17 protein-coding genes and 3 pseudogenes are annotated in these 25,486 nt (G+C 60.7%); 12 read left to right on the top strand and 8 right to left on the bottom strand.

From position 1 onward, the window contains the following. The first annotated feature begins 166 nt into the window (after positions 1-166). The 5 genes and pseudogenes from RFA01S_RS27010 (at position 167) to RFA01S_RS26990 (ending at position 4,016) form a co-directional block, all read left to right on the top strand. Complete coding sequence (locus tag RFA01S_RS27010; protein ID WP_032408148.1) at positions 167-964, top strand: carbon-nitrogen hydrolase family protein; 798 nt, start codon at positions 167-169, stop codon at positions 962-964. A 209-nt stretch (positions 965-1,173) separates the two neighbouring features. Then, positions 1,174-1,715 (top strand): annotated as a pseudogene (locus tag RFA01S_RS27005) (nucleotidyltransferase family protein). A gap of 205 nt (positions 1,716-1,920) precedes the next feature. Beyond that, a complete protein-coding gene (locus RFA01S_RS27000) occupies positions 1,921-3,105 on the top strand; it encodes a molybdopterin molybdotransferase MoeA (protein ID WP_032408147.1) in 1,185 nt (394 codons plus the stop codon). Next, positions 3,102-3,606, top strand: a pseudogene (locus RFA01S_RS26995) (molybdopterin-binding protein). The gene RFA01S_RS27000 and the pseudogene RFA01S_RS26995 overlap by 4 nt, the downstream one beginning before the upstream one ends. A gap of 5 nt (positions 3,607-3,611) precedes the next feature. Continuing rightward, entirely contained in the window at positions 3,612-4,016 is a 405-nt protein-coding gene (locus RFA01S_RS26990) for a molybdenum cofactor biosynthesis protein MoaE (RefSeq protein WP_032408215.1), read from the top strand. A 64-nt stretch (positions 4,017-4,080) separates the two neighbouring features. On the opposite strand, the gene RFA01S_RS26985 is transcribed toward RFA01S_RS26990, so the two are convergent. The 3 genes from RFA01S_RS26985 to RFA01S_RS26975 are packed head-to-tail and all read right to left on the bottom strand — an operon-like array spanning position 4,081 to position 7,773. Continuing rightward, positions 4,081-5,748, bottom strand: a complete 1,668-nt coding sequence (locus RFA01S_RS26985) for a CocE/NonD family hydrolase (RefSeq protein ID WP_238325171.1) — start codon at positions 5,746-5,748, stop codon at positions 4,081-4,083. A 49-nt stretch (positions 5,749-5,797) separates the two neighbouring features. Next, positions 5,798-6,952, bottom strand: coding sequence for a serine hydrolase domain-containing protein (locus RFA01S_RS26980; protein WP_081371434.1), 1,155 nt, complete (start codon positions 6,950-6,952; stop codon positions 5,798-5,800). Then, complete coding sequence (locus RFA01S_RS26975; protein WP_238325175.1) at positions 6,949-7,773, bottom strand: alpha/beta hydrolase; 825 nt, start codon at positions 7,771-7,773, stop codon at positions 6,949-6,951. The genes RFA01S_RS26980 and RFA01S_RS26975 overlap by 4 nt, the downstream gene beginning before the upstream one ends. A gap of 328 nt (positions 7,774-8,101) precedes the next feature. Between RFA01S_RS26975 and RFA01S_RS26970 the strand changes: the two genes are divergently transcribed. Continuing rightward, positions 8,102-9,103 carry a LacI family DNA-binding transcriptional regulator gene (locus tag RFA01S_RS26970; RefSeq protein ID WP_072692265.1) on the top strand — a complete coding sequence of 334 codons (1,002 nt, stop codon included), beginning with the start codon at positions 8,102-8,104 and terminating at the stop codon, positions 9,101-9,103. Between the two features lie 1,080 nt (positions 9,104-10,183). Here the strand turns inward: RFA01S_RS26970 and RFA01S_RS26960 are convergent. Genes RFA01S_RS26960 through gabT form a run of 4 tightly spaced genes read right to left on the bottom strand, consistent with a single transcriptional unit; the run spans position 10,184 to position 15,391 of the window. After that, positions 10,184-11,299: a CaiB/BaiF CoA transferase family protein gene (locus tag RFA01S_RS26960; RefSeq protein WP_032408144.1), complete on the bottom strand. Its 1,116-nt coding sequence runs from the start codon at positions 11,297-11,299 to the stop codon at positions 10,184-10,186. Next, positions 11,296-12,762, bottom strand: a complete 1,467-nt coding sequence (locus tag RFA01S_RS26955) for an aldehyde dehydrogenase family protein (RefSeq protein ID WP_032408143.1) — start codon at positions 12,760-12,762, stop codon at positions 11,296-11,298. Before RFA01S_RS26955 ends, RFA01S_RS26960 begins: the two co-directional genes overlap by 4 nt. A gap of 42 nt (positions 12,763-12,804) precedes the next feature. After that, a complete protein-coding gene (locus tag RFA01S_RS26950) occupies positions 12,805-13,998 on the bottom strand; it encodes an acyl-CoA dehydrogenase family protein (protein ID WP_032408142.1) in 1,194 nt (397 codons plus the stop codon). A 34-nt stretch (positions 13,999-14,032) separates the two neighbouring features. Beyond that, positions 14,033-15,391 (bottom strand): 4-aminobutyrate--2-oxoglutarate transaminase, encoded by a 1,359-nt coding sequence (gene gabT, locus RFA01S_RS26945; RefSeq protein WP_032408141.1) that lies wholly within the window; start codon positions 15,389-15,391, stop codon positions 14,033-14,035. Between the two features lie 164 nt (positions 15,392-15,555). Between gabT and RFA01S_RS28380 the strand changes: the two genes are divergently transcribed. The 3 genes from RFA01S_RS28380 to RFA01S_RS26930 all read left to right on the top strand — a co-directional run bounded on the left by RFA01S_RS28380 (position 15,556) and on the right by RFA01S_RS26930 (position 19,694). Beyond that, the gene (locus RFA01S_RS28380) at positions 15,556-15,891 is read left to right on the top strand and encodes a hypothetical protein (RefSeq protein WP_052060867.1); all 336 of its coding nucleotides are present in this window, start codon (positions 15,556-15,558) and stop codon (positions 15,889-15,891) included. 63 nt (positions 15,892-15,954) lie between these two features. Then, positions 15,955-18,735 (top strand): NAD-glutamate dehydrogenase domain-containing protein, encoded by a 2,781-nt coding sequence (locus RFA01S_RS26935; protein WP_337588083.1) that lies wholly within the window; start codon positions 15,955-15,957, stop codon positions 18,733-18,735. 212 nt (positions 18,736-18,947) lie between these two features. Next, positions 18,948-19,694, top strand: coding sequence for a 3-hydroxybutyryl-CoA dehydrogenase (locus tag RFA01S_RS26930; RefSeq protein WP_255283987.1), 747 nt, complete (start codon positions 18,948-18,950; stop codon positions 19,692-19,694). A 397-nt stretch (positions 19,695-20,091) separates the two neighbouring features. Here RFA01S_RS26930 and RFA01S_RS26920 read toward each other — a convergent pair. Continuing rightward, positions 20,092-21,244: pseudogene (locus tag RFA01S_RS26920) on the bottom strand (acetyl-CoA C-acetyltransferase). A 28-nt stretch (positions 21,245-21,272) separates the two neighbouring features. Between RFA01S_RS26920 and RFA01S_RS26915 the strand changes: the two are divergent. The 3 genes from RFA01S_RS26915 (at position 21,273) to wrbA (ending at position 25,485) form a co-directional block, all read left to right on the top strand. Further along, positions 21,273-22,994 carry a PucR family transcriptional regulator gene (locus RFA01S_RS26915; protein WP_255283986.1) on the top strand — a complete coding sequence of 574 codons (1,722 nt, stop codon included), beginning with the start codon at positions 21,273-21,275 and terminating at the stop codon, positions 22,992-22,994. A 442-nt stretch (positions 22,995-23,436) separates the two neighbouring features. Further along, positions 23,437-24,780 (top strand): flavin monoamine oxidase family protein, encoded by a 1,344-nt coding sequence (locus RFA01S_RS26910; protein WP_081371432.1) that lies wholly within the window; start codon positions 23,437-23,439, stop codon positions 24,778-24,780. Between the two features lie 102 nt (positions 24,781-24,882). Continuing rightward, entirely contained in the window at positions 24,883-25,485 is a 603-nt protein-coding gene (gene wrbA, locus RFA01S_RS26905) for an NAD(P)H:quinone oxidoreductase (RefSeq protein WP_032408139.1), read from the top strand. Position 25,486 lies beyond the last annotated feature (1 nt).

The raw sequence follows: 25,486 nt of genomic DNA, 5'->3' as shown, positions 1-25,486 counted from the left end.
CTAAAGCATCAGTCTCGTTGTCATGAACCACCTAGTTCTTCAAGAAAGCCGTCCTACGGCAGTTGCCGCACCGCGGCGCAGAGACCCGCATGGAGGGCGCGTTGCCACGCGCGATGTTTCCTGCATACAATCCGTATACACATTACCGAGATCGCCGGGAGCTCCTATGGGTACGTCCGTAAGAATCAGCCTCGCTCAGGTCAGCAGCGGACTGGAACCGCACGACAACTTGAAGATCATCGACTCGCAGGCTCAGGCTGCAAAAGAAGCTGGTGCCTCGCTCGTCGTATTTCCCGAGGCGATGATGCGGCGCTTCGGCCTGCCCCTGCGTGAGGTCGCGGAACCCGTCGATGGGCCGTGGGCCAACGCAGTTCGCGAGATTTCTCGGCGTCACGGGATCACAATCGTCGCGGGCATGTTCACCCCGGCCGTCGAGGACCGCGTCGCCAATACCCTGCTCGTCACCGGGGACGGCGTCGACGCAAGCTACGACAAGATCCATCTGTTCGACGCATTCGGCTTCGCTGAATCCGACACCGTCGCACCAGGCCAGAATCCGGTCGTCGTCGACGTGAACGGCATCAAGGTCGGGCTTGCCACCTGCTACGACATACGCTTCCCTGCGTTGTTCCACAAACTCGGCGACCTCGGGGCGGAATTGATTGTTGTCGCGGCTTCGTGGGGGGCAGGGCCGGGCAAGGTCGAGCAGTGGTCGCTGCTGGCCCGCGCACGTGCGTTGGATGCTACGACCTATGTCGCCGCATGCGACCAGTCGGAGCCCCAGGAGACTCCAGGCACCGCACCCCTGGGCGTCGGGCATTCGGTCGTCGCCTCGCCCACCGGCGAGGTTCTGGGCCAGCTCGACGCAACCCCGGGCTTACTGACTGTCGACATCGACACAGCACTGATCGCTAGTACCCGTACAAAGCTACCGGTGCTGGCTAACCGTCGACGCTTCGACTGAGCCAGAAGCATTTGTTCGAGTGCTCACTGAAACAGCTCAGACGACGACGCAAGTATCTCGAGCCGTTGGTCCGTTGGTCCGTTGGTCCGTTGGTCCGTTGGTCCGTTGGTCTGTTGTTCAGTTGGTCTGTTGTTCAGTTGGTCTGTTGTTCAGTTGGTTCATCGGAATTCAACACCGGGCTTACCGAATTGGGTGGAGGGGCGTCACGAATGAGTTCCGACGCGATCGGGATCGTGCTGGCCGCCGGGGCCGGTACCCGGTATGGATCACCAAAAGTACTTGCACACAACGGTGAGTGGCTCGCTTCGGCCGTTAATGCCTTGACTGGCGGTGGCTGCAGCCGCGTGGTTGTCGTGCTCGGTGCGGCCGAAACATCAGTACCCCTCGGCGCCACCGCAGTCCGGGCACTGCGTTGCGTAACGGCCTGAGTGAGTCACTGCGCACTGGTTTGAATGAGGCGGGCGACGCCTCATTCGCTGTCGTACATGTTGTGGATACCCCGGACGTGGGGTTCGAAGTCGTCGGTACCGTTCTGGATGCCGCCCGGGCTACTCCAGCGCACCTCGCGCGGGCCATGTTCGACGGCATTCCTGGTCATCCGGTCGTGTTCGGTCGCGAGCACTGGGCGGATGTGACCGCAACGGCAGTTGGGGACTCAGGTGCCCGCGCCTTTCTGCGTGGACGCACCGATGTTGTTGCCGTGGAGTGTTCGATGTGGGCACCTGGAGTGGACCACGACTACTTCGAGTAATACTCATCTCGATAAGGCTGAATCCGATAGCTTCAACGAGAAAGTTTGACCGAAGAGGTTGGGCGCACCGCTACAGCCCCGGCCGGTCTTGTTGACACTCAGATTAATACTAGAAATGTTGCATCACCGCCCTGCCGACCACAATTCCGCTTATATTCGATGTCATGACTACTTTTCTTGACTTGACCCCTAGGACATATCCCGCGTGAGCGCAATCTCGGTCGAGGACCACACAGCCCATGTCCGCGAACTGTTGCAACCGATGACGAATCGGGCCGCCGAATCGGTCATCGTCGCCGACGCGGTCTGCCGCGTCGCGCACACCGACGTCGCATCGCCGGTGGATCTGCCACTGTTCGAGAACTCTCAGATGGACGGGTACGCCGTACGTGCTGCCGACATCGTCTCGGTGCCCGCGGTTCTGCGCGTCGTCGGCACCGTCGCGGCGGGCGGTGCGCACGATCGCACTCTCGAACCCGGTACCGCACTGAAAATCATGACGGGCGCTCCCGTTCCCGACGGTGCCGACGCGATCGTGCCCGTCGAGAACACGACGAGCGTCGGCGACGACGTCACCATCGACGTGTCACGTGAGGTCGGCGAGTACATCCGTCAGCAGGGCAGCGACGTCCGCCGGGAAATGGTGGTGGTGCGCGCGGGACAACTGCTCGCACCCCGGCACGTCGCCGTCCTCGCCGCCGTCGGACTGTCACACGTCGACGTGGTCTCGCGACCGCGTGTCGCGGTGATCACCACCGGAGCCGAACTCGTCGACGCAGGCAGCGACCTTCGGCCCGGACAGATCTACGACTCCAACGGAATCACGCTCGCAGCGCACCTTCGCGCGAACGGTGCCGACGTCGTCGCGGTCCTGCGCAGTTCCGACGACCCCGAGGTGTTCCGAGGTGTTCTGGCGAGCGCCGTTACCGCAGCCGATCTCGTCATCACGTCCGGCGGCGTCTCGAAGGGCGATTTCGAGGTCGTCAAGGACGTACTCCAACCCATGGGCGGCACGTTCGGATCCGTACGCATGCAACCCGGCGGACCACAGGGCACAGCCGTCGTCGACGGTGTACCGGTGCTGAACTTCCCGGGAAATCCGGTCAGCACCGTCGTCTCGTTCGTAGTGTTCGCGCGCGACATCGTCCGCGAGGCGGCCGGGCTTCCGCCACTACCGAAAAAACATGTGCCACTGAAGAATTCGATCGACTCGATCCTGGGAAAGAGGCAGTTCCTCCGCGGCAGCGTGCAGGACGGCCACGTCTCTCTGGTCGCAGGACCGGGCTCGCACCTCGTAGCCGCGATGACATGGGCGGACGTGCTCATCGACGTCCCCGCCGACGTCACTGCCCTCGATGCGGGCACGGAGGTATCGGTGGTGGCACTGTGAGCGGCTTCTCTCACCTCGACTCCGAGGGCCGGGCTCGCATGGTCGATGTCTCGTCGAAGTCCGACACCACCCGAATGGCCGTCGCCGCACGAGAATTGGCGACGACGCCAGAAGTCGTCGCTCTCGTACGCGCCGACGGTATGCCCAAGGCCGACGTGCTCGCCACCGCGCGCATTGCCGGGATCTCGCCCTCGCTGATCGTTAGCACCGCAGGTACCGGAGCCTCGCCTACGGACGCGACACCCGAGGCCACCGCGGCCGTTCTCGACCGCGAGCTTCCCGACGTTGCCGACGCCATCCGATCGAAGGGCACCCACGTCACCCCGCACGCAAATCTCAGCCGAGGGCTCGCAGGTCTGGCCGGGTCAACCGTCGTCGTCAACCTCCCGGGATCCCCCGGGTGGCGTGAAAGACGCTCTCGCAGTACTGGATCCGATCGTCGACCACCTGCCGGCACAGGTAGCGGGCGGCGGTCTCCACGACGACAAAGAAGGACAGTGAAGTTCATGCGCGCCAGGATCTCATCCGAACCGCTCGACGCCGCGGCCGTGGAAGCCGCCGTTTCCGGCCCGGAACACGGAGCCGTCGTCCTCTTCGCTGGCGTGGTGCGTGACCACGATGGCGGACAATCGGTCTCGGTACTCGAGTACCAGGCGCACCCCGACGCGGAGAAATTCCTCGAACGGTGCTGCGCGGCAGTCGCATCTGAGTCCGGGCTACCCGTAGCCGCGGTACATCGAGTCGGCGATCTCGTCGTCGGCGACATCGCGCTCTTCGCCGCGGTTGCGTCCGCGCATCGCGCCGAGGCCTTCGCCACCTGTGCAACGCTCGTCGAGCGCATCAAATCCGAGGTACCGATATGGAAGCGTCAGCAGTTCGCCGCGGGCACGTCCGAATGGGTCGGACTATAGGCCCCGCTATTAATATCGCTGATCCACTCGATCTCGGGCGACGTCTCTCCCGCATGGTGAGCCATTACTCGAAAACTGGTAGGAGCACGCGCGAACGGCTAGTGTCGATCGATCGGTGTGACACCGCCAGAGTGGTGCTGTTCGCGGGATCTTCACCCGTACCGAGGTTGCGTTCGAATCGTGGGAACGAACCTCCTGAGATGGTCAAGCGAATGCGGTGACCGACAAGGAATCGATGTGCTGCGGCATCGAATTCGAGTCGCAGAGCTTGGCCATTCTGCCCGGCCGGATCGAGTCGAGTGAATCCTTCGGTTACATTGCGCGACCGACCTTTACGGTCCACGTCGCTGATCCGAACGAAGATGTCCGCGTGCGGGTTGTCACTGTGATGCCGAAGCTCGATAACGGCGATACCGATGATCTCGATGGGCTCGGACAAGGCCGGACCCGTGAACGTTAGTACGTCCGCGCGGTGGGCAAGTTCGTCGTCGTTTCGAACGCCGTTCACTTTTTCACCGAACAGTGGGCCTCCGACTGTCGGTGTCGGATCGCTGGGATCGTAGGTGAACGTGACCGCTGATGCGTCCGACGGGGCGGGCTCGTCCGTGAGACTGCCGTCTGGATGCAGGTACAGTGCACGTTCGTCGGCCGGCGGCGGCCAGTTTGCGAACTCTCGTCGATCGTTCGAGCCGGTGACCTCGATCCGAACAGGGCTGGGTCGAACTGCATTGCGCCGTCCGTCGTGATGTTCTGCGTACCAGGCCAAGGCTTCCGGAATCAGCGTGGCGTAACCGCGCAATGCCGTGTCTCCGTGGGTCCAGGGCCCTATGGTGAGTGCGACATTGACGCCGCGGGCTCGGAGGTGTGCGTATTGCTCGAGTGTTTGGTCGAGGAAGAAGTCTTGCCAGCCCGTCTGTAATAGTACCGGCACGTTGACACGATCCAGTGCCGCACTCAGGTCCAGTCCAGCCCACTGTGGATGCGTGAGATCCCGCTCGGTCACCCACTCTCGAAACCAGGGTGCGCGTCCCTTGCACAGCTTGTCCGCAGCATCGGCGACCGGTAGGACGGCATTGGCCGGCTTCTGGCGTCGCGCGGACCTCGAAGCCCGCACCTGAGCTCGTACCAGCGACAGATCTTCCTGGTGCACGATCTGATCGCACCACCCCAACCACAGGTCGAGGTTGAACGCGCCCCCGTGGTACATAATGGCAGAGACGTCGTGCGGCGACACTTGCATGACACATGCAGTGAGTTCCCGGGGTGGGTCCATCAACAAGGCCCATTGTGTAAAGCCGAGATAGGACCCGCCGAAGGTCGCGAAGCTCCCACCAAAGAATGGCTGATCCCGCAGCCACTGCACAGTGTCGGCGGCGTCGTCCATCTCGCGAGCGAACGGTACGAAGTCGCCGCCAGAACCGAATGTGCCCCGTGTTCGCGCCAGTACGACGTCGTATCCGTACCGTGCGAGCACACCACCGAAGGCGGTGAACCCCACGGCGTCGAACCCATACGGCCCGCGAACCAGGATGGTTCCACGGCTGGTACAAACCGGCACCACATGGTCGGCCAGCAGAACCACGCCGTCCCGCATCGGCACCTTCAGATCTTTCCGGACGACGAAGCTCGATGTCGCATCGGGAAGCTTCAACAGCTTTGCAACGAACGTATCGGCTGCGCGTTGGATTCGGGTACGCCGCGCGGCCATGTTCGGGGATGTGGAGCTGGACACAGATCTCCCTCGGATCAGTCGTAGTAACGGTGAGAAGCAAACCGGCGCATCAGGACCGACGAGATCCTAGACATCGACGAACGAGTCGAGCAAGCTCGAGTCCGCGTGGATCGGCACCGCTCGGCGTTACCATTCGACGAGGAATATAGCCGTACGCGAGGTTGTGCCACGGGTCTGCGACTCCCATCGCGCCGCCTGCGCCGTCGTGACCGAACGCGCGGTGGCTACCGAAACGGAGACGGTCGTCTGGTTTTTGGAATCCGATCGCAAAACGGCTGTGTTGCCCTAAAACAAGGTCGTCGCCAGCTACCTGGAGCTGAGACACGGCGGCAACGGTTTCCGGCGACAGGAGGCGTGGGGTGCCGTCGACCTCACCGATCGATCCGGCGTACAGACGCGCCAACCCTCGAGCGGACGCGACACCCGCCGAGGCTGCCTGTCCCGACGCACGCACCGCGCGCAGGTTGACCAACGGCGGATCGAAGATGTCTTCTACGGCTGCGTTGAAAGCCATCCCCGAAAGTCCGTCCGCCGCTGGGGCCTCGTCAGAAGCGACATCGGCGGGAGGTCGAGGTGGGTAGACATCCAGAACACGCTGCTCGTCGATCGCCGAGGCGGCGACGTGGACATCGACATCCCGCGGCCCGGCAATGTCATCGAGGAAGAACACTGCAAGGGATCGACCGTCGATCCGTCGCGCGAGTTCTTCCATTACCGTGCCGATGGTCAGAGCATGATAACCATGTGCGGACCCGGGCCGCCAGTGCGGAGCCTGTCGGGCGAGCCTATCGGCCATGTACGGGTGGTCGATTACTTGCTTGAGGGACACCTGAGGTTCTACTCCGCTCAGCCCAGCCTGATGGGACAACACAGTTCGCACCGTGATTGACTGCTTGCCTCCTGCTCCGAACTCCGGCCAGTACGCCGTCACGCGCTCGTCGAGATCGAGCTGGCCGCGTTCCACCAGCAGCGCGATACAAATCGCCGAGACACCTTTGGTGGCGGAGAAGACGCCCAGCAAGCTGTCGGTCGCGATCTCGGGTCCGCCCCAGATATCGATGACGGGCACACCGTCAACATAAGCCGAGAACTGCGCCGCGTACGTCGGATCATCGGCCTGCATCCGCTCGAATGCTTGACTCACTACCTCGAAACCCGGCGCCACCAGATTTTCCAACGGGGCCGAGTACTGCGCGCCGCTCACGTGGCCACAGTGGTCGAGTGCATCGCCGAGTCTGCAGATCCGTCCACGACGGCACGCACACTGGTTGCGATTTTGGAGAATTCACGATCTGCGGCGGGCACTGTGCCTATCATGTCGAACACCCCGTGAATGAGTCCCGCGCCATTGTGAACCGTAGTGGGAACGCCTGCCTCACCCATTGCTTGGGCGTAAGCGAGCCCCTGATCGCGCATCGGGTCGAATTCAGCGACGGCAATGACCGCGGGTGGTAACGAGCTAAGGTCGTGGGCACGAATCGGCGAAACCCGCGGTTCGGCTGGGTCGACGCTTTCCGGGACGTACGTCGCGAAAGACATGGCCATTGCTTCGGGGGTCAGCACGTACCCTGAGTCGTTGTGTTGGACCGAGGGGTACCTGTCGATGCGGCCGACATCCAAGTCCACCGCCGGATAGATCAAGAGTTGAGCCACCAGAGGAATTCCGTTGCGAATCGCATCCTGCGCAAGGACCGCCGCCATGTTGCCGCCCGCGCTGTCGCCGCCGATTATGACCCGATTCCGGTCGCCCCCGTAAATCCCGATGTTTTCGAACACCCATTTCAGCGTATCCAAGGCATCGTTCAACCCTGCAGGCCAGGGATGTTCAGGGGCCAGTCGGTAGTCGACCGACACGACGACGGCACCGACTCGGTTGCACAGCGCCCGCGAGACCGGATCCCCGGTATCGACGCTGCCGATCATCCAACCCCCGCCGTGTAACCAAACAATGACCGGTGCTGGGCCTATCGGACTGCCGGGGCGGTAAATTCTCACCGGTACTGGCCCATGCGCACCCGGCAGCATGGTGTCCACGGCGTCAGCGACCTCGTCCCGTGCCTCGACGGGGGTCAGAATACGCACGCTCGCCTCGAAATCGGACCGCAAATCGGAGATAGTTGGGTTTGCACGCGGGGCCGCAGCCTGGTTGGTCGCCATGTGCGCGATGAGAGCGGCCAGATCGGGATCGAGCGGCATCGGAACCTCCTTCGTGCGCCCGTCCACGTGGCAAAGTGGGATTTCTCGCGTGGGAAGCACAGAGCTGATTGGGCGGCGCGTTTACGCGCGTAAGTGAGCTAACGTCTAGAGTAAGGCTTACTACTTACACGTGTCAACCACTAAGGAGCCACACATCGTGCCGAAACCGACAACAAGTGCTGACGTCGCGCATGCCGCAGGGGTCTCGCGGGCCACCGTCAGCTATGTCCTCAACGAACGACGTGATGTGAAAATTAGCGACGGTGTTCGGCATCGAGTGTTTGCCGCCGCCCGCGAGCTCGGATATAACCCTTCACCGGCGGCGCGGGCCCTGCAGTCTGGACGTGGGAATGTAGTGTTGATTTTGGTGCCGGACTGGGAGACAACCGGAGAACTCGGCCGCTTTCTCGCGGAGGTCGGGAAAATCGTCTCGACCGAAGGGCTTGCGTGTTTGCGATACGAAGGCCCACGTTGGCAAGGGCGACTGCAACAACTTCTCACCGTGGTCACTGCAGCGGCGGTGGTAACCCTGGAACCACTGGCAGACGCCGACGCCGCAGCCCTGGCGAACGCGCGGATTCCAGAAGTGAAAGCGTTCTTCCTGGATCAACCCGAACAGCCTCGGACTACGCACATCGCGCAAGCCGACATCGTCTCCGCGCAATTTCTCCACCTACTCACACGCGGGTATCGCCGCGTGGTGTACGTGGCCGTCGACGACGCACGAAACCGGCCGTTTCTTCGAGCGCGAATCGAAGCTTACGAAAGCCTGTGCCGCGCGCACGACATGACTCCCGCCGTTGCGATTCTTGGCGACGATCTCGAACTGATGTCGCAGACCCTGACACGTTGGACGGATAAAACCGGCAGCACCGATCGCTTGGGAATCTGCGCGTGGAACGATCAGACGGCCGTAGGGGTTCTGACATGCGCAGCGCAATTGGGTTTGCCGGCACCTGAGCGTCTGGGAATCATCGGCTGTGACAACACTTCTGTCGGAACAATGGTCGCTCCCCCGCTCAGCAGCATCCAATTGAACTTGACTGCTGACGCGCACAGCCTGGCGAGGACACTGACTGCGTCACTCGGGATCGAACCCAGAACACACGCCGATAGGCAGACCCCCTCCGTCGAGGCCATACAGCGAGGATCCAGCTGAGTTCGTCGCGCCGACCCTGCAAACTGATGGTTACGACGAGTACGGGCATAAGTACCCCAACAGTTTTCTCGACATCTATACCCTGGGCGACAGCTACACCCCTGACCGGCCGACATATGTTTGCGTCCACGGCGGCGGATGGATAGTGGGTGGAAAAGGCAGCGGTGACCCTGTTGCTGGATTGTCGGGAGGTTTCTCCGTTATGGCGAATCCTATGCTCGACGCCGGGTACAACGTGGTCTCTATCGGGTAACTCTACTTGAACCTCTTACCCTGCTCCGGTCATCCAGCTGCCGGAAGCAATGACGTACTTGCAACGGCACCGCCATCGATACGGGCTCATCATGGACAGGGGCGTACTCGGTGGTGCTAGCGCTGGCGGAGTTCGCGAATCATCGAATGAACCCACAATATGCACAACACATGGGCCTCACCCCCGTGATGGCAGATAACCTCCTAGCGGTGGTGTTGGACAGTGCCGCGCTGGACATGTCACTCACCAATAGATCACAAAGCCCGGACGCGTTTGCGGACTGGCTGTAGAACATGGGATTGCGGTTTTATCTCAGAGACTCCGGGAAATGTACGTCGAGAACGGTGTCACCGAACACACCACAAGCGATTTTCCGGCTCCATTCATCGCGGACGGCAACATTGCGACTTTTCCAGATCAGGCGCGAAGCTTGCACAACCGGCTCGACCAACTCGGCGTTGCGAATAGGCTCGCCCCCTCTACGTGAGGCACCAGCGCATTCTCGGACATGGGTTCATGGCCACGCCGTCGCCATGGAGGGATGACTGCACTGCAAAAACTGAGGTTGCTCGATCAAGCCCTTGAGCGAAAGCTGTACGTAAACGCAGGTGCCTGACCCGAGCCACGAGAAGAAAACGCGAGACGATCTGACCCGGTCGACCGCATTGTGTGCGGACGACCGGGTCAGTGATCGGAATTCTTGCGTTCGGATTCCGATCGCTTCGCAAGCGAAACTTCGTAACACCCGACGTGCACCGTTGAACGTCAGGAACGTCAGCGAAGTTACTCACGAAGACGCTGTAATGGCCGGTCCAGTGGGGGCGACGTCAAACGCCGGCACCGCCGAGCCTCGGTGGCCCCGAACGGTACTTGACTGGCGTTTCCGACATGGAAATCGGATTCGCGACCTGCTGGGTCGCTGTCCCGGGAACATCTACCGCCGGCTCGAGACCAAGGCTGCGGGCGAACTCGAACGCCTCCGCGACGTTGTTGATCGGCCCAGCGGGCACTCCCACAGCGCCGAGCACTCGATACCAATGATCCGCACCGTGCGCGGCCAAGCCGCCCGCAATAGCCTCTGCCAGATCCTCACGATGCGCGACTCGATCGGTGTTGGTGGCGTAGCGAGAGTCCGTGAGCAGATGCGGCATTTTCAGAGCGTGTGCGAGGGAACCGAACTGTTTGTCGTTGCCCACGGCAACAGCCACCGGCCTGTCGGCCGTGGGAAACACTTCGTACGGCGCGATACTGGGATGCCGATTACCGAGAATCGCCGGTACGGCACCCGCCCCGAGGTATCCGGACGCCTGATTCACCAAGGAAGACAGCAAAGCCGAGAGTAAGTTTGTGTCGACACGCTGACCTTGACCCGTCTTCGTTCGGTGGTGCAGCGCACCAAGAATACCTGTCAGCGCGTGGAGCCCAGTCACCACATCGACCACCGCTACACCTACCTTGGTCGGATTCCCTGCACTCGGCCCGGTTACACTCATCAATCCGCCCATTGCCTGAACAAGCAGGTCGTAACCGGCGAGGTTCGCACCTTCCCCGTGGCCGAAACCTGTTATCGAGCAATAGATCAAGTCGGGCTTCATGCTGCGCAGATCCTCGTATCCGAGGCCCAGTTTTTCCATGGTGCCAGAACGAAAATTCTCAACGACGATGTCGGCACGTGCTATCAACTCCCGCGCCTGTGAACGCCCCAGTTCGGACGCCAGATCCACCACGAGTGACGTCTTGTTTCTGTTAACCGAGTTGAAATACGTGGCCCGGCCCTCGGAGTCGAGCGGAGGTCCCCATGCACGCGTGTCGTCACCGTGACCTGGACGCTCGACCTTAACCACCTCGGCACCCATGTCACCGAGCATCATGGTGGCGTACGGGCCGGCCAGAACACGGCTGAAGTCCGCAACGACTATACCGTCAAGCGCTCCCGTGCTCACGTCGCTGAATTCCCACCGCGCAGGTACACCGTAGTGGTGTGGGTGAAGAATTCGCGGGCAGCCTGTCCCTGTTCCTTGGGGCCATAGCCACTCTTCTTCGCCCCGCCGAACGGTACGTGCGGGTCTGCACCTGCCGACTCCGAATTGACGTGCAAAATCCCGACATCGATGTCGTCCACGGCATCCAGTGCACGCGTGAGGTCTTGAGTGAAGACAGATGCCGACAACCCGAACTCGCTGTCGTTCGCCTTACGGAAAGCGTCCTCGACCGTTTGCGCACGGTCGACAGCCAGCACGGGGCCAAAGAGCTCTTCACGCCATACATCGGCAGTAGACGCATCGACTTCGAGAATGGTGGGCCGCACGTAGTAACCGTCGGCGAGCGCACCGCTGTCGTATCGATCCCCGCCTGCGATTCGACGAGCGCCTTGATCCACCGCCTTGTCGATTCCGGCTTGAATCGACGTTCGGGCCGACGCGTTCACGACGGGTCCCATTTCCACCGACTCGTCGAGCGGGTCACCGACTACCAGTTCTACCGCGCGCCGGCCGAGTTCTGCCAACAAATCATCGGCAACGCTGTCCTCAACGATCAAACGCGATGTAGCGGTGCACTTTTGACCAGTCGACCGAAACGCTCCCAGCATCACCTGCTCGGCTGCCAACGTCAGGTCGGCGTCTGCGAGTACGACCGCAGCATTCTTGCCGCCCATCTCGGCTTGGACGGGCACGCCCCGACGAGCGCCGGCCGCGGCGATCTTCCGGCCGATGCCCGTGGAACCTGTGAAGGTCAACGCGTCGATGCCGTCGTGCTCGACGATGGAGTTGCCCACAGCGCCGTCGCCGAGGAGCAGGTTGAGAACACCCTTCGGTAGACCCGCCTCGTGCAGCGCCTGCGCCAAACGCATTGCAAGAAGCGGGACCGCACTGGCAGGTTTCCACACCACGGTGTTGCCGTACGTGAGTGCCGGCGCAATCTTCCAGGTGGGGATGGCAATGGGGAAGTTGAAAGGCGTGATCACGCCGACGACCCCCACCGGCTTGCGGGTGACGAAAATGCGCTCACCTCGTCGAGGCGAGGAGAACAATTCGCCCGCTGTCCGGTCGGCGTCGTTGCCGTAGTAGCGAAGAATCATCGCTGCACGCAACACCTCACCGACGCCTTCGGCCTTGGTCTTGCCTTCCTCCATCGCAAGTTCTGCGCCCCACGCCGCCGCAGACTGTTCGACCAATGCCGCCGCCTGAATAAGAACCGCACCACGCTCGTGAGCCGGAGTCCGAGCCCAATCGCGCTTCGCGGTCTGCGCAGCTGTAACCGCAAGGTCGAGTTCCGAGGATCCGACGTGAATACCCTCGGCGACAACGACTTCCGGATGCGCAGGGCTGCTGCTGACGATTGCGCTCCCTGTTCCGTCCAGCCATTGTCCATCGACGAGACTACGGAGCGACACCGGCGTGGTCATGACATTTTCCTCTGCTTCGATACGGTAAAGGACGGGCAGGCTTCAGCGGAACGCTGCGTGCCCCGTGAGCGCTTTGCCGACGGATAACATGTGCATTTCGCTCGTACCCTCGTACGTGAGAACTGATTCCAAGTTGTTCGCATGCCGCAGCGGAGAGTATTCCAACGTAATTCCGCTTCCGCCCAGAATAGTGCGGCACTCGCGTGCGATGGCCAACGATTCGCGCACATTGTTGAGCTTGCCGAGGCTGACCTGGTCCGGCGAAACGTCCGTGTCGTCCTTGATTCGGCCCAAATGAAGAGCGAGCAAGAAACCCTTGCCGAGTTCCAGGGTCATGTTCGCGAACTTCTCCTGGGTCAACTGAAAACTGGACAGCGGCCGGTCGAATACGTCGCGCGAATTCGCATAGGCGATCGCCGACTCCAGGCTGTCCCTGGCAGCGCCCAAAGCACCGAACACGATTCCGAAGCGGGCCTCGTTCAAGCACGAAAGCGGAGCGCTCAAACTGTCCGCTTCCGGAAGGCGTGCCGAATCCGGCAGTCGAACGTTGTCCATGACCAATTCGGAAGTCACCGAAGCACGGAGCGACAGCTTCTTGTGGATGTTGTTCGCGGTGAATCCCTTGGTGTCGGTGGGTACCAAGAAACCGCGAACACCGTCGTCGGTCTGCGCCCAGATAGTTGCCACGTCGGCCAGCCCGCCGTTCGTGATCCACATCTTCGTGCCATTGAGCACCCAGTCGTCACCGTCGCGTCGCGCACGGGTCCGCATTCCGGCCGGATTGGAACCGAAGTCCGGTTCGGTCAGTCCGAAGCAACCGATGGCGTCACCCGAAGCGAGGCGAGGGAGCCACTCCTGCTTCTGCTCCTCAGAACCGTAGCGGTGGATCGAGAACATCGACAGGGAGCCCTGGACCGAAACGAAACTGCGGAATCCCGAGTCGCCTGCCTCGAGCTCGAGGCAGGCGAGCCCATAGCTGACCGCATTGGTTCCGGCACAACCGTATCCGTCAAGGTGCATGCCCAAAACACCGAGCTTGCCGAACTCTTTGGCGAGCTCCTTAGGAAGCGTGGCGGATTCGAACCAATCGCCTACATTGGGCTTTAGACGGGTTTCGACGAACTTTCGAACGGTCCCGGCGATATCGCGCTCGTCTTCGTCCAACAGGCGGTCGGTGTCGAACAATTCGAGGGGGCGCTGCGGCCCGGTCTTGCGGGGTGAGGTCATTCTGCTCATGGAGATATTTCCTTGTCGCGAAGTTGAAAGATAATCAGAGGGAAGCGAAGGCGTCGCGCAGAATGGACAGACCCTCCAACAGCAGCTCATTCGAGATGGAGAGCGGCGGCAGGAATCGCAGGACGTTGCCGAAAGTTCCGGCGGTGAGTGTAAGGACGCCATGTGAGTGGCAGTAACGGTTGACCTCCGCGAGCGCCTCGCGGTTGGGTTCCTTGCCACCGGAGTGCACGAGCTCGAGCGCGATCATGGCGCCACGGCCTCGGACCTCGCCGATGATGTCATAGGTTGACGCGATGTCTCGCAACTCGCGGAGCATGATGTCCCCAAGTACCTGTGCGCGTTCGAGCATCCCCTCGGCTTCGATCGTCTCGAACACCGCGAGCGCCGCCTCGCATGCCGCTGGGTTCCCCGCGTAGGTACCGCCGATACCACCGGCGTGCGCGACATCCATGATCTCGGCGCGACCAGTCACGGCCGCTAATGGCAAGCCCCCGGCTAGACCCTTCGCCGTGATGATGAGACCTGGAACGATGGCCTCGTGCTCGGACGCGAACCACGCGCCGGTTCGAGCGATTCCAGTTTGAACCTCGTCCGCGATCATGAGAATCCCGCGCTCCCGGCAGAAGTCGGCAACACGGCGAAGAAAACCATCCGCGGGAACGATGAATCCGCCTTCACCCTGGATCGGCTCGACTACGACGGCCGCGACCGCTTCGGCACCGACCTGAGAGTCGACCAGCAATTCGAACTGAGCGAACGCTTCGTCGCTCGCATTCTCGGCACCGCTGGGCCAGCGGTACGGGTACGCCATGGGCGCCCGGTACACCTCGGGCGCAAACGGGCCGAAGGTGCTCTTGTACGGCTGATTCTTCGCCGTCATAGTCATGGTCATCAGGGTGCGTCCGTGAAAAGCATGGTCGAACGTGATGATGGCGGGTCTACCGGTCGCAGCACGCGCATACTTGACCGCGTTTTCCACGGCTTCGGCACCGGTGTTGAACAGCGCGGTGCGTTTTTCATGACTCCCTGGCGTCAGCCGATTCAGCGTCTCGGCAACTTCGATGTACGGCTCGTACGGGGTGGCCAAGAAACAAGTGTGGGTGTATTTCGCCAATTGTTCCGATGCACGTTCCACTAGGCGGGGGGCTGCGTTACCTACGGTGGTGACAGCGATTCCCGAACCGAAATCGATGAAAGAGTTGCCATCGACATCGACGACAACTCCTCCCCCTGCCGCTGCCACGTACACCTGAGCGGCGCTGGCCAATCCCGCAGGGAGTGCGGCGGCGCGGCGATCGGCCAGCTCACGCGAGCGCGGCCCCGGAACCTCTGTCACGAGTCGCCGGACCTGCTCCAGGCTGGGGCCACCAACGATCGGGTGTACTGCAGTCATGTTCGAACCTCCGTTTGTAGTGATTCGACGGTAGGACGCTTTGCACGGGAATCGCTATGTTCAATGTGTACAACTTTGTAGCGGGTTGTATACCTACCGGACATCCAATTGGAACGGCATTTCGTGACAGGATCGGGCAAACCGAATCCGAAGGGGACACCACAGTGGTCGACGGCTCCGTATCGACGGACAAACGCATCGGGACATCGTCCGACGAAATGAATGAAGTAATCGACCTACTATTGCGCGGTCGTAGCGTCGACAACGAAACGCCGTCCATGGTGTTCTTGCCTCGTAACACGCAACTCGACCGCGTCCACGGCGTCATTTTGTGGCCGAACGGCGCGCCGTTCTTAGCGGACGTGGCTACGACGTTCGAGCATTTCGGCCTTCGACTGGCCGACCGCGAGCCACTGTCCCTGCCCGTCGAACACGCGACTGAGTCCGTCGGCATCGCTGCAACTTGCCACTTGTTCTCGTTCGACGTGCCCGATTTCTGACAATCGGCGCACGTAGGTGAACTCTCGAACGCCTTCGCAGCAAGCGTATCCGAAGGTTTCCAGATCGACATCTTCGCAAAGCTGATCACAGCCGTCGGTCTGTCGTGGGATCAAGTCGTTCTCGTCCGGGCAGCAACCCGATTCATTCGCCTGGCGGGTCTCGGACTGCCCGTTGGGTATGTCGTCGACGTCCTTCTTCGGCACCCTGACTTCGCCAAGGCATACATCGAGCTGTTCACCGCACGGTTCGATCCCGACATCGTGGAACGCCCTCAAGCGATCGCGGCGGCCGCCACTGCGCTGGAAGAACGCGTGGACGCTGCCGCCACCCTGGACGAGGATCGCATTCTCCGCTCGCTACAGTCATTCGTGACCGCGTGTGTGCGCACCAACTGGTTTCAAACGAACGCGTCGGGAAGACGTAAGCCGTATGCGTCCTTCAAGCTCGATTCTGCGGAGCTGACTTTGCCCGGTGAGGTCGTACCGTATAGGGGGATATTCGTCTATGCAAACGACGTCGAGGGCATTCATGCGCGCGCAGGAGCAGTCGCGCGAGGCGGTATCCGGTTCTCCGACCGACCGGAGGACTACCGAACCGAAGTGTTGGGGCTGATGAAGACCCAGGACGTCAAGAACTCACCCATTGTTCCAGTTGGTGCCAAGGGTGCGTTCATTCGAAAATCGCCTGAAGTCTCGGTGGTGGAGTCTTATTCGACGTTCATCGAGGGTTTGCTCGACGTTACCGATAATCTGGTCGGCGATGATGAGGACGTACACGAGCGAACGGTTGCGCACGACGCCCCGGACACGTACGTCGTGGTCGCGGCCGACAAGGGAACGGCGTCGTTCTCGGATGTCGCTAATGCAATCGCCACGGACAGGTCGTACTGGTTGGGAGACGCGTTTGCGTCGGGGGGCGCGACCGGTTATGACCACAAAGCCATGGGTATCACCGCACGTGGCGACTGGGTGTCCGTTCGGCACCACCTCCGCGATCTGGGTATCGACGTCCAGACCGATCCCGTATCGGTTGTGGGAATCGGTGACATGTCCGGAGACGTCTTCGGCAACGGCATGCTCCTGTCGAAAACAATCAAGCTCGTGGCCGCCTTCGACCACCGACACATATTCGTCGACCCCGAACCGGATCCTGATATCTCGTACGCCGAACGCGAACGGCTGTCGGGTACTCCCCACCCGAGCTGGGCCGATTATGATCGAGGACGCATGTCTACCGGCGGTGGAATCTGGTCACGGACCGCCAAAACAATCAACCTTCCAGTACAAGCGCAACAAGCCCTCGGGGTGAATCAATCACGCGTGACCCCTGACGCTTTGATTAAAGCGATCTTACGGGCGCAGGTCGACCTCCTGTGGAACGGGGGAATCGGCACGTACGTGAAGTCGTCGACAGAAGCACACACGTCGGCCGCTGATCCCTCGAACGACGCGGTGAGAGTCGATGCCGCTGAGTTGCGGTGCTCGGTCGTCGGTGAGGGAGGGAATCTGGGGTTCACGCAGCGTGCCCGGATCGAGTTCGCATTGAAGGGTGGAAGAATCAATGCCGACTTCATCGACAACGCAGCGGGAGTCGCAACATCGGACCTCGAAGTCAACCTGAAAATTGCCTTGAATGTCGGGGTTCGTAGTGGGCGCATCGGCATTGATCAACGAAATACGCTGCTTGCAGATTCCGAGCCGGACGTCGCAAGAGCCGTTATCGAGAATACGGACAACCAGGTTCTCGCAATTGGTTTGGCCGAGTCGCAGGCTGCCCACCTGTTGAACCGACACGAACGCCTAATCGATCACCTCGAATCGAACAACGGAATCTCACGCGCGCACGCAGTTCTGCCATCGAAGAATGAATTGGTCTCGAGGACGCAAGCCGGTCTGGGCCTCACGCGCCCCGAGATCGCTGTCCTTCTGGCGCAGTCCAAAAATGTTGTGCGCGTTGACCTACTGGAATCGAATGTTCCCGAGGATGCAATCTTCGGCACCTTGCTTCGAAACTATTTCCCAGAGAAAATTCGCGAGAAACTGACAACCGAAATCGACGAGCACCGTCTGGCGCGGGAAATAACGGCCACGAAACTCGCCGACGACCTCATCAACCATGTCGGTCCAGGTCTTATCTACCAGCTCGAGGAGCGACTCGGGGTCAAAACACCCGATGTCGCTCGCGCCTACGCTGTGGTTCGTGACGTTTTCGATATCGACACGATGTGGGCCCAGGCTCGGTATCTCCAAGACGACCAGCACCGGTGGCAGACGCTACTTGCAGTTCAGCAGTTCATCGAGCAGTCCGCGTCTTGGATTCTGCGACGCAGACCGGTTCCGCTCGACATCGATCAGGAAATTCAAGGATTCCGAGATCACGCTGCTGAACTATTGGCTGCCGACACGCCGGCCACAGCGCCTGAGATGACAGCGAAGTTGCGCTTCTTGACCGAAGCATTCGAACTGAGCGAGACCGCACGTCAACACGATTGCACGGTGGGCAGTGTTGCAAACCTGTACAGGCAGGTCAGTGAACTACTAAGCTTGAGCTGGCTCGTAACGCGTCTCGAAGCACATGTCACTACCAATTGGTGGGATTCGATGGCCGCGGCGGTCGTCCGCGACGACATCGCCGAGCGCCATCATGAGCTGGTGCGGGTGTTGATGCCATCGAACGATGATGTTGGCGCGAGTCGGGTATCGGAATGGCAAGCGCGGTCACAGGCCGCGATCGGTAGATTCACTCGTATGACCGCAGAAATCCGACGGGACGGGGTAGTCGACGTCTCTCGGGCATGCACCATCAGTGCCGAACTGCGGCTACTGATTCGAAGTGCAGGCTGACCCAAACTGACAGACCGCGCGCGCGTCTCGTTTCGACAATCAAACTTTTGTGTCACGGAGGAACACCAGACATGTGTTATACAACATCGCCGAGGGAAGACGAATCGCTGTTCGATCGCGTGGCCGTGATCGGCTGCGGAATCATGGGATCGGGGATTGCGCAGATTCTCGCAACTACCGAAAGTGCTGTGACAGTGTGAAGTGGAACGACCGTGCTGGAGCGTGGCCAAACATCGCCTATGACGAACCTCGATCGAGCCGTCGGTCGCGGTTCGCTGTCGGGGGACGACCGAGACCGCGCTCTCAGTTCCATTACCTGGACAACGGAGTTGCAACGCTTGACCGACTGCGATTGGATAATCGAGGCAGTTGCAGAGTCGAAAAACGTGAAAATGGATCTTTTCAGACGTCTCGACGCGCTGAATTACAGCCGGGAAGTCGTATTTGCCACAAATACCTCGTCGATTCCCGTTGTTCGCCTGACAATGGGGACTTCACGACCTGAATCAGTGATCGGACTGCATTTCTTCAATCTAGTACCCGTGCTGCAATTGGTCGAAATAGTACCTTTACTGCTTACCAGCGATGATGTCACGGCTCGAGTGCGGCAGTTTGCCACTTCTCAACTCGGCAAGGTTGCGGTCACTGCCCCCGATAGGTCCGGTTTCATCGCAAATTCACTGCTTGTACCGTTCATCCTGGATGCGATACGAATGGTAGAAGGCGGACACGCAACTGCCAAGGATTTCGACGACGCCATGGGGCTTGGTTGCGCGCACCCTGTGGGCCCACTTGCGCTCGCTGATTTGATCGGTCTGGACACCGTTGCTGCAATTGGACGATCTCTGTACCAAGAGTTTGGGCAGCAGGGCCACCTGCCCCCGCCACTGCTCAAGCGCATGGTCGAAGCCGGCCTTCTCGGACGAAAGACGAAAATGGGCTTTTATTCGTACGACTAATAGTTTGTCGGTAGTTCCTGATTGCTCCACAACCGAAGGCGCCGGCGAATTTTCGCAGACGCCTTCGTCGTGTTGTTACCGTGTGTCGGGAACTACCGTCGAGCCCGGATCGGAAAGCCATATCCGCGCTCGACACACCCGCTTCATAGCGGCAATTTCATATCTCGAGATCTACGAGATCGAACCAGCGGTTGTCCGCTCGAGAACACCCTGCATGTGCTCGAAGTACGGCCGCGCGGCCAGACCGAATCGCAAGAAGATGTCACTGTCCTGCCCACCACCGTGCCTGTGCCACCGGCGTAAGAAGACGACCATTTCCGCAGTCCTCGCCGCGTCTTCCGTGCGAGTGCAGTCCCCTTCTATGCGGACACCTTCGCGTGGCACCGCCAGCTCAGACTTACTCAGCACGAGCCGGCACCCGAATCATCAGCGCGTCGCCTTGTCCGCCTCCGCCGCACAGTGCAGCTGCGCCGACACCACCGCCGCGACGCTGCAGTTCTAGCGCGAGGTGCAGCGCGATACGCGCACCGGACATGCCCAGAGGATGCCCGATGGAGATAGCACCACCGTTGACGTTGACCTTGCTCTCGTCCACACCCAGTTCACGCGTCGAGGCGATACCGACCGCAGCGAATGCCTCGTTGATCTCGATCAGATCCAGTCCGTTCGGATCGATCCCTTCCTTCGCGCACGCTTTCACGATCGCCCGCGCCGGCTGCGACTGCAGCGACGACTCCAGCCCGGCAACCACAGCGTGCGCACCGATCTCCGCGATCCACTCCAGCCCAAGCTTTCGGCCTTGGCCTTGCTCATCACGATGACCGCGGCAACACCGTCGTTGATCGTCGAGGCATTGCCCGCGGTGAGGTGTCGCTCTCCGAGAACGCCGGACGCAGCTTGGCGAGGGTGTCGGTGGTGGTGTCGGCACGGATGCCCTCGTCCTGGGAGAAAACGATCGGATCGCCCTTGCGCTGAGGGATCTCCACCGGCACGACCTCGTCGTCGAACACACCGTCTTCCACGTCGTGGCCGCGCGCTGATGCGACGCAGCCGCGAACGCGTCCTGCTCCTCGCGGGTGGATGCGACTGTACCCTCGTTACGCGATTCGGTGAGCCCGCCCATGGCCTGGTCGGTGAAGATGTCGTACAAGCCGTCGTAGGCGAGGTGATCCTTCATCGTCACACCGCCGTACTTGAATCCCGCACGCGATTTCTCGAGCATGTGCGGTGCTTGGGTCATCGATTCTTGACCACCGGCGACGACGATCTCGAATTCCCCCGCCCGGATCAGTTGATCGTCAACGCCGGAACATCCATCGGAATCCCCACCACAACCGCAGCCTGCCGCGCCGGAGCTGACCCGCACGGGCCGTGAGAACCTGCCCCACGATGACGTACTCGACGGGCGCGGGAGCGACTCCCGACTTGTCCAACGCACCCTTGATCGCGATCCCGCCGAGATCCGAACCCGAGAAATCCCTCAGTGCTCCGGACAACCGACCAACCGGGGTTCTGGCCCCGGCAACGATGACGGACATGGGTTGAGTCATTGTGTTCATTCTTTCACATCGGGCTTGGGTGCGCGGTGACGATATCCGCCTGATATTTGGCCGACCGAACTTGGAAGAGGATGTCCGCTTGGTACAAGCGAAGGTGCCACGGCTGAACGGTATGGACAGAATCCAAACACGGAGCGATAATGGCGTCAGTGCGCGGCACCGGATGTGCCGCCTGGCCGAGGAGGTCCTCATCGCTCTAACCGTTCGTCGGCTTTCGGACATTCAGGCTCTAGGGGCGACACTCGTCGCCGGATTGGCCGAAGCGAACAGGCTTATCCAGTGGGCCCACGCGATCGAGTTGGCAGACCCCACGCCATGGCTCAACGGCGGAGAACTCGTGATGACCACAGGACTCGAAATAGGAGCCACGGACGAAGCGCAATTTCAGTATGTTTCGCGCTTGGCGCAGGCCGGCACAGCTGCCCTGGCTTTGGACACCGGGACAAGGTTTCCCGCCGTACCGCGCGGGATTCTCGCTGCCGGGGACGATCTCGGCCTCCCCATACTGTCGATTCCAGCATCGACACCATTCATTGCAATCACGCGAGCTGTGATCGAAGAGCTGACGAAAGATCAACTCCGCATCACACAACGCGTTGTGGACCAACAGGAAAATTTGGCGAAAGCAACGCTCAAAGGCGGTGTAACAGCGACTGTTTCGGCCCTGTCCCGCGTTATCGGCGCATCGACGGCCGTCATCGACGTTGCCGGGCAGGTGTTGGCAAGTCATGGAAACTCGGCGCACTGGGCTGTCGAACACGCCCGCTCGGTTGCGGACTCCGCGCGGGCGGGATTCGGACGCCGTGGGTCGATCGGAACAACTATGCAGGACTCGCACGGCTACTGCACGGTTCAGAGTGTCACCGCATTCAAGAGCGTTCGCGCATACTTGTCGGTTTTGTGTCGGGAAGCTCTTCCGACACCCGACAGGCTGCTCGTCGCGCATACCGTCTCACTGTTGTCGATAGAGCTGGCCAAGCCGGCGAAGGTCATGGACGTCGAAAACAATCTTCGGAGCACGGTTACTTCAGCAATGATCAGCCTGGGAGACAAGTTCGATGTCAATATCCTTCGATACTTCGGAGTCGACCCGACCGACGATGTGGCGGCCCTGCATTTTGCTAACGTCGGCCCCCTTTTGAACGCCGAGATCGAAGCCAACGCCTGTCTGTCCGTCATCACAGTTCCGTTTCTTATGACACAGACGGAGAACGAACTGGTTGTAATCGTGCCGTCATCGCAGAGCGAAGATGTAGGACGGAATTTGCGGGAACATCTGAACACGCAACTCGGGCGAGACGTCAGAGTGGGTGAAGGCAACCCGGCGACGCTGGGCGACGTAGCTCGAAGTCTTCGGGAGGCATCCATGGCGGTGAGAAGCAGTACCACCGAACCCGTCACCCGGTTCAAGGATGTGGGCCCTGCTGCCTTCCTACTCAACAGCCAGCAACCCGCGGAGTTGCGCGCACTTGCCCGGGCAATGTTGCGCGAATTGGACGACCACGACGCGCGATCCACATCAGGCGGGGTTTTACTGACGACTTTGCGGGTGTTTCTTGAGCACAACGGCGAGCGAGAGGCGGCTGCGACAGTACTCGGCGTGCACAGGCACACCATGCGTAACCGGCTGGCGAAGATCGGTGATCTGATCGGCCGTGACTTGGAGTCCGCTCAGGTGCGCGCCGACCTCTGGCTAGCGCTGAAGGCGCGTGAACTGGCGACGCCAATCAGCGAGCTGTGACGCGCACCCGACTGGAGACGTAGTCTCGGGCTTGCAGACAGTTCGAGCCCTTGTGACAGGTGAGAACTTACGATGTCCGCCAGTCACTACAGACAGTGACAACCGCTGGACACAAGTTGTCATCTGCAGCATGTGTTGTTCGCCATGACGTCAGCGACCATGGATACAGATCACGAGATCGCACGTCACCGAAGCCACGTTGCGAGGTCGTGAATCGCCCTGTCACAAGTAGAAATAGGACAACAGCTGTGGGCAATTCGCTAGATGTACTACCCCACCGAGTGGACCTGGCCACCTGTCACCGAAGGTGATCGATTGCCCCAGTTGGAACGACCAACCTCAGCACAGAGGCATCCGTCTCGCGCACGCTGATCATGCGGCATATCAGCGCATTCGGCACACACCTAGAACCGGTACTCACCGCCCTGGAAGGAACCACACGATGATCGATTCACCTCTGCACCGAGAATCGGACACCACGAACACTGGCGAAACCGAGCAGCAACAGATCGAGATCGACGCGGTCGTGATCGGAGCTGGTTTCGCTGGGCTGCGCACCGCCCGCATGTTGGAAGAAGCCGGGAAGACGGTGGTTCTCCTGGAAGGAGGTGAACGAGTCGGTGGCCGTGGCTACAGCCGACAGTCTGCCATTTGCCCGTCGATCGACGTCGAGGTCGGAGGCGCATACATTCACCGTGAGCACCACCCTCGCGTAACGGCCGAGATCGATCGGCACGGCATCGCTATGCAGCCGTCCGCACCCGCGACGGCATTCCGAAACAAGCTCGGTGACAACCAGGTCGATTCAGCTTGGCCGGTTCCGATCGAAGAAATCAGTCAAGCGGAGGCCGGTCTCTTCAAAGCTCTGACCGATGCACATCGAATCGATCTGCACGCAGGGTTGGAATACCAGGGACTGGACGATCTGGACATCCCGTTGTCCAGCTACATCGACTCTCTGAATCTGCCGCCGGTGACCCGTCAACTGGTCGAATCATGGTCGTGGAACATGATGGGGCAGCCTGTCAGCGAGGCTACTGCGCTGTGGGCTCTGCAGTTCATCGCGGCACACCACTACAGCGTGTTCGGCGTCGTCCTGTCGATCGACGAAGTGTTCGCCGGCGGAACATCGACACTCGCACAGGCCATGGCAAACGAACTCCACGACGTACGCTACTCGAGCGTTGTCACGGCTTTGCATCAACGCGATGGCTACGTGGTCGTACACGTGAACGACGAGGCCCTCCACACACGAGCCGTTGTTCTCGCAACACCACTGAACACCTGGCGCGGGTTGGATTTCGATCCGCCCCTACCGTCTCCGCGAGCTGCTGTCGTGGCGGAGGGCCACGGTGGGCGTGGACTGAAGCTTCTCGTGCACGTGAGAAATGTGCCAGAAGGTCTGTCTTGTACTGGAGACGGTGTTTTCCCGACGTTGTACGAGTACCGGGGCGCTCCCGACGGAAGTACGATTCTGGTCGCCTTCACCGACAGCTCCTCCTTCGACCCAACCAATTTTGATGACGTGTGCAACGCAGTGCACCACTACGTTGCCGAGGCAGAAGTTATCGGAGTCGACTACCACGATTGGGAGCAGGACCCGCTGTTCCAGGCACCGTGGGTTTCGCCCAAGGTCGGGCAATTCACCCAGGCGCACAAATCACTCGCCGATCCACACGGTGCGATTTTCTTCGCAGGATCAGACGTGTCGCTTCAGTTCCCTGGATATATCGAGGGGGCGATGGAGACCGCCGAGCGTGCAGTTTCCGAGATCCTGGCGAACTGAAGCCCGATGCGGGACACTCGGGGCGGGAGTCTATTTCCGCTTTGGCGGCCATGATCTCTCGACAATGACCGATTTCGTTTCACTATCACGAGGGGCTTGCCCATGACCAAACTAGCAATTATCTATTACTCTTCGACCGGCCACGGTACGGCAATGGCCGACATCCTTGCGACCGTCTCCCGAGACGCCGGTGCCGAGGTGCGCGTGCGTCACATCGTTGAAACGCGCGATCCGCAGTCGTTCGCGCAAAACCCTGCTTGGTCATCGAACTACGAAGCCACCAAAGAATTGCCTGCAGCAACCGGTGAGGACATCGTATGGGCCGACGGGATCATATTCGGTTCGCCGACTCGTTTTGGCAGTACGGCAGCCCCCTTTCAGGCTTTCATGGATTCACTCGGTGGACTGTGGGCCAAGGGTGCACTCGCAGACAAGGCCTACGCCGCGTTCACGTCGAGTCAGACTGCGCACGGCGGACAGGAAACTACCCTCCTCGGTCTTTATACGTCCCTGATGCATTTCGGTGGCATCCTCGTGCCACCGGGATACACCGATAGCATCAAGTTCGCCGACGGAAACCCCTACGGTGTCGGCCACGTAACGGGCCCGGAGAATCAGAACGAAATAGACAACGCAACGCGCGCAGCACTGCAGCACATGGCTACTCGCGTCATCAAGGTTGCTTCAGCTCTGGTTGAGCTCTAAA

The organism is Rhodococcoides fascians NBRC 12155 = LMG 3623, assembly GCF_001894785.1.
In the GTDB taxonomy this organism is placed as follows: Bacteria; Actinomycetota; Actinomycetes; order Mycobacteriales; family Mycobacteriaceae; genus Rhodococcoides; species Rhodococcoides fascians.
Note: the sequence above shows the minus strand (reverse complement) of the source record. Positions and strands in the feature narration are given on the sequence as shown.